3 protein-coding genes and 1 pseudogene are annotated in these 4,729 nt (G+C 66.8%); 2 read left to right on the top strand and 2 right to left on the bottom strand.

What is annotated here, in order from left to right; all coding sequences use genetic code 11:
* Positions 1 to 50: 50 nt before the first annotated feature.
* The gene (locus CAER_RS0126925; RefSeq protein WP_027238268.1) at positions 51 to 1,361 is read right to left on the bottom strand and encodes a UDP-glucose dehydrogenase family protein; all 1,311 of its coding nucleotides are present in this window, start codon (positions 1,359 to 1,361) and stop codon (positions 51 to 53) included.
* 292 nt (positions 1,362 to 1,653) lie between these two features.
* On the opposite strand from CAER_RS0126925, the gene CAER_RS0126920 reads away from it, so the two are divergent.
* Entirely contained in the window at positions 1,654 to 2,733 is a 1,080-nt protein-coding gene (locus CAER_RS0126920; protein WP_322786363.1) for a glycosyltransferase, read from the top strand.
* A 24-nt stretch (positions 2,734 to 2,757) separates the two neighbouring features.
* Here CAER_RS0126920 and CAER_RS0126915 read toward each other — a convergent pair whose 3' ends face one another.
* Entirely contained in the window at positions 2,758 to 3,603 is an 846-nt protein-coding gene (locus CAER_RS0126915) for an ABC transporter permease (RefSeq protein WP_027238266.1), read from the bottom strand.
* 91 nt (positions 3,604 to 3,694) lie between these two features.
* Here CAER_RS0126915 and CAER_RS28630 point away from each other — a divergent pair.
* Positions 3,695 to 4,729 (top strand): annotated as a pseudogene (locus CAER_RS28630) (hypothetical protein); the annotation flags it as partial.

Here is a 4,729-nt window from a genome sequence, read left to right as displayed (position 1 = left end):
ACATTTGGTCCGAACCGGACCTATTTTGCAGAAGCCGTTTCCGGGGCGGTTCAAGCGCCCCGCCCCACCGCCACATAGGTCCGGAACCCGGCCCGTTTGGCGGTTTTGGGCGAGTAGATATTGCGCAGGTCCGCCATCCGCGGCACCTCCATCTTGCGCGCCAGCTTCTTCAGGTCCAGGGCGCGGAACTCGTTCCATTCGGTCAGCAGCACCACCAGATCGGCGTTCTGCGCCGCCTCGTACGGGTCGTCCATCCAGGCAACCCCGGGCAACAGCGCCTCGCCCTCGGACTGCCCCTGCGGGTCCACCACCCGCACCCGGGCGCCGCCGCCGACCAGTGCGGGCACAATGGTCAGGCTGGGCGCCTCGCGCATGTCATCGGTGTTGGGCTTGAAGGTGACGCCCAGCACCGCGACGGTCTTGCCGTTGAACGATCCCTCGCAGGCATCGCGCAGCTTCTCGACCATCCGGTGCTTCACCTCGTCATTGACCCGCATCACGGTCTCGGTGATGCGCAGCGGGAAAGCATGGTCCTGGCCGATCCGTGCCAGCGCCGCGGTGTCCTTGGGAAAACAGGAGCCGCCGTAGCCGGGGCCTGCGTGCAGGAACTTGTTGCCGATCCGCCCGTCAAAGCCGATGCCGCGGGCGACTTCCTTGACGTCCGCGCCCACCCGCTCGCACAGCCCTGCGATTTCATTGATGAAGGTGATCTTGGCCGCGAGAAACGCATTGGCCGCGTATTTGATCAGCTCGGCCGATTCCAGGTCGGTGGTCAGGATCGGGAAGTCGCGCAGGTATAAGGGTCTGTAGATCTCCGCCATCACCTCTGCCGCGCGGTCGTTCTGCACGCCCACCACCACCCGGTCGGGTTTCATGAAATCCTCAATCGCAGCGCCTTCGCGCAGGAACTCGGGGTTGGAGGCGACGTCGAACTCCGCCTGCGGATTGGCCCTGGCAATCACCTGCTGCACCTGCCGGTTGGTGCCCACCGGCACGGTGGATTTGGTCACCACCACCGCATACTCCGTCAGGGCTGCGGCGATCTCCTCCGCCGCCGCCATCACATAGGTGAGGTCGGCATGGCCGTCGCCGCGCCGGGTCGGGGTGCCGACGGCGATGAACACCGCCTCCGCCCCGTCCACCGCCGCCGCCAGATCATCGGTAAAGCTGAGGCGCCCCGCCTTCACGTTCTTTTCCATCAGCTGATCGAGGCCCGGCTCATAGATCGGTACTTCGCCCGCCTGCAGCCGGGCGATTTTGCGCGCGTCCTTGTCGACGCAGACCACGTCATGGCCGAAATCCGAAAAACAGACGCCGGACACCAGACCGACATAGCCGGTGCCAATCATCGCAATGCGCATGGAATACCCTTTTCTCAATCCCCGGTGCGGCGGCTTGGCTGCCGCCATTGTTTTGAGAATAGAAGGATATACCCCGCCGGACAGGGCGGGAACCGGTTTTTTGCGCTCTGCCGGCCCGGGGGCGCTTGCAGGTCAGGATAGGTCCGCTTCGGACCAAATGGCGCAGCGCGGTCTGCCGGGCAAAGCGGCGCCGCGCCGGGCGCAAAGGGTTTGACAGCGCCGGGGATTTATGTGCTTTCGGGGCCGCAGCAGACGACAGGGCCAGGCCCGCAAGCAGACAGGAGCACCCCCGGTGAGCACAGCAGAGGCGCGCAGCACAGACATTCCGGCAGCGGCCCCGGCCATGGCAGCGGCAGGGCGGCTGGTGGCGGTGGTGGTGACCCACAACCGGCTGGACAAGCTGAAGGCGACGCTGGCGCGGCTCCTGGACAGCCCCGCAGGCGAGCTGGCGGCAGTGGTGGTGGCTGACAATGCCTCCAGCGACGGCACCGCCGAGTGGCTGGCGGCGCAGCAGGATCCGCGCCTCGACATCTGCACCAGCGCAACCAACCGCGGCGGCGCCGGCGGCTTCGAGATGGGCATGCGCCGGGCGATGGAGCATCACGCCCCCGACTGGCTGGCGGTGATGGATGACGACGGGCGGCCCGCCCCCGGCGGGCTGGCGGCCTTCCACGCGCTGGCGATGCACCGGCAGCCGGCAGGTGCGGCAGACGGGGGCGGCTGGGACGCGGTGGCGGCGGCTGTCTATTTCCCCGATGGCCGGATCTGCGAGATGAACCGCCCCTCGCGCAACCCGTTCTGGCACGGGCGCGAGTTCCTGCGCACCCTGTTCGGCGGCGGCCGATCGGGCTTTCACGTGCAGCCCTCGGATTACGAGGGGGCCGGGATGCAGATCGACGTCACCTCTTTTGTGGGCTTTTTCATCTCGGCGGATGCGGTGCGGCGCATCGGCTATCCGGATCCGGAGCTGTTCATCTATGGCGATGACGGGCTCTATACGCTGGGGCTGACCAAATCGGGCGGCCGGATCGGCTTTGAGCCCTCGGTGCGGTTCGAGCATGACCTGTCGACCTTCCAGGCCGGGGGCGCGGACCCGCAAAAGTCGGATGCGGCGCAGCGCGGCCGCTTCGTGCCGCTGTGGAAGGCCTATTACTACCACCGCAACCTGCTGCTTCTGTACCGGATGGCGGCGGGCTGGCTGTTCTGGCCGGTGCTTCTGGTGATCGTGCCGAAGTGGCTGATGAAGCTGCGCCACCACCGCGGCGACCGGCGCGTCTTTGCCCGGCTGATGGGCCATGCCCTGCGCGACGGGCTGCTGCGCCGGACCAAAGTGCCCCATGCCAGGGTGCTGGAGCTGGCGGGCGAAGGCTGAGCCGGCGGCGGTCCCGCGCCGCGCTCAGCGGTTCAGGATCACCCGGTGGTAGCGGCCCATCAGCACCAGCCCCAGCGCCAGCAGGATCAGGCCGGTGAGCAGCACATAGGTTACGCTGATGTAAGCGGCGGTATAGGTGGGGTAGAAGCCGGTGCGCATCAGCCCGGTGATATGCAGCAGCGGGTTGTACCACAGGATTTCCTGCGCCAGCGGCGGCAGGTCTTCATATATATAGATGACGCCCGAGGCGAGGAACAGCGGCCGGGTGATCACTGACCAAGCCACTTCCCAAAGCGGATAGAGCCCCATCAGCACGCAGTTCAGCGTGCCCGCCCCAAGGCCCAGCACCATCGACAGCATCATCGCCAGCACCGCCGGCGGCAGGTCCAGCACCGTGCGGCTGTCGATCACCATCAGCGTGCCGGCCAGCAGCAGAATCGCCATCAGGCTGCCGGTCAGGCTGTTGAGGGCAAACCGCGCCAGAATCGCATCCACCCAGGTCACCGCCGGGAACTGCAGCAGAGGTTTGGAAAAGTTCAGCGCCCGGGCGGTGGTGTTGGCAATTGTGTTGTAGAGGTCGAATGCCAGATAGCCGGTGGCGTAAAACAAGAGGAAGCTGGTGCCCAGCGACGGGCTGCGGATCACCAGCGAGAAGCCGAGGCTGAGGAACAGAATGGCCGCCAGCGGCTCAAGAATGGCCCAGAGATAGCCGCCAGGGGTGCGGCCGTAGCGGGTCGACATCTCGCGCAGCACCAGTGCCGCCACCGTGCGCAGGCTGGCAAAGCGGCGCGCGCGGCCTGCGGCGGGCGGCAGGGCAGGCATCTGAGCGGGGGGCAGGGCAGGGGCCGCTGCGGGCGGGGTGCTGGTCATGAATACCCATTGTGAATATGAGCTGTGCAGGTGATAATATGAAAGAAAGACGAGGCAATTACAAACGGCTGCAGGCCGGGATAAGCAGATTATGACACAGGATCGCCCGGCGGCGCGCCGGAAGGCTGCCGCCCAATTCCGCACCGGCCGCAAAAGCTCTGGCACATCCGGCCCGGCAGAGGCGGAGGGCAGCGGCCTGGACCGGACCGCCGCGCCCGGCCAGGAGGCCGCCAATGTAAAACAGCGGCCCGGTGCGCCGGAGCGTCCGGGCGGCAAGGGCGCAGCCAAGAAGCTCAAGAAGCTGCGCCGCAAGGTGCAGAAGGCCGAGGCGGCCCATGCGGCGCTGGAGGCGCAGCTGGCCGGAACCCCGGCCTATCCGGTGGCCCGGCCGGCGCATCTGAAGGGGCGCCACCGCGGGCTGATCGCCAGTTTCGCAGCCCTGGTGCTGCTGCCGCTGGCGGCGGCGGTGTTCTATCTGTTTGCGGTGGCCGAGGATCAGTATGCCTCCACCACCGGCTTCACCGTGCGCAGCCAGGAAAGCTCCGGCGCCAATGACATCCTGGGCGGGCTGGCCAGCTTTACCGGCAACTCCACCGCCTCGGACAGCGATATCCTTTATGAGTTCATCCAGAGCAAGGAGATGGCCGCGGCGGTCAGCAAGCGGGTCGATCTGCGCGCCCATTACAGCCGGCACTGGCCCGGCGACTGGGTGTTTGCGCTGTGGCCGGATGCCACCCTGGAGGAGCTGGTCTGGTTCTGGCAGCGCATCGCCCGCATTTCCTATGACAGCGGCTCGGGGCTGACCGAAGTGCAGGTCACCGCCTTTGATCCGCAGACCGCCCAGGCCATTGCCCAGGCCATCATCGAGGAAAGCCAGATCCGCATCAATGCGCTCAACGATCAGGCCCGTACTGACGCGATGCGCTATGCCGAGGCGGACCTGGCAGAGGCGGTGGATCGGCAGAAGGGCGCGCGCCAGGCTCTGACCCTTGATCCGCACCCGCACCAATGTCGTCTACTCCGAGGCCGATATCCAGGGGTGCATGGGGGTGATGAACAACCTGCAGCAGCAGCTGGCCGAGGCCCTGATCGAATACGACCTGCTGGCCGGCTCGGTGGCGCCGGG

It is taken from the genome of Leisingera caerulea DSM 24564 (assembly GCF_000473325.1).
GTDB lineage: Bacteria > Pseudomonadota > Alphaproteobacteria > Rhodobacterales > Rhodobacteraceae > Leisingera > Leisingera caerulea.
Note: the sequence above shows the minus strand (reverse complement) of the source record. Positions and strands in the feature narration are given on the sequence as shown.